General features: G+C 51.1%; 1 protein-coding gene. It reads right to left on the bottom strand.

Features of this window, described 5'->3' with window-relative positions; genetic code table 11:
* Positions 1-61: 61 nt before the first annotated feature.
* Complete coding sequence (locus tag ACEN88_RS36475) at positions 62-199, bottom strand: hypothetical protein (RefSeq protein WP_413347238.1); 138 nt, start codon at positions 197-199, stop codon at positions 62-64.
* Positions 200-229 lie beyond the last annotated feature (30 nt).

Genomic DNA, 229 nt, shown 5'->3' with positions numbered 1-229 from the left:
ATGTTGGCACTGGACATCAGCGACTGTCCTAGGATTCACATGTCTAGGTAATCCCGAAGACTCACTTTTCCTCAACGACGACAAAGTCCCAGAGGACACAACCGGTCAATTTGGCGCCTTTGCCGATAACGCAATGACGACCAATGATGCACTTTTTGATACTCGCCTTTTCTCCTACTCTGCTCCCCTGACCAATCAAGCTGTCGGGGCTGACACCCGCAGAGGAATG

Origin of the sequence: Massilia sp. CT11-108 (assembly GCF_047302915.1) — a bacterium.
GTDB lineage: Bacteria > Pseudomonadota > Gammaproteobacteria > Burkholderiales > Burkholderiaceae_D > Telluria > Telluria orientalis.
Note: the sequence above shows the minus strand (reverse complement) of the source record. Positions and strands in the feature narration are given on the sequence as shown.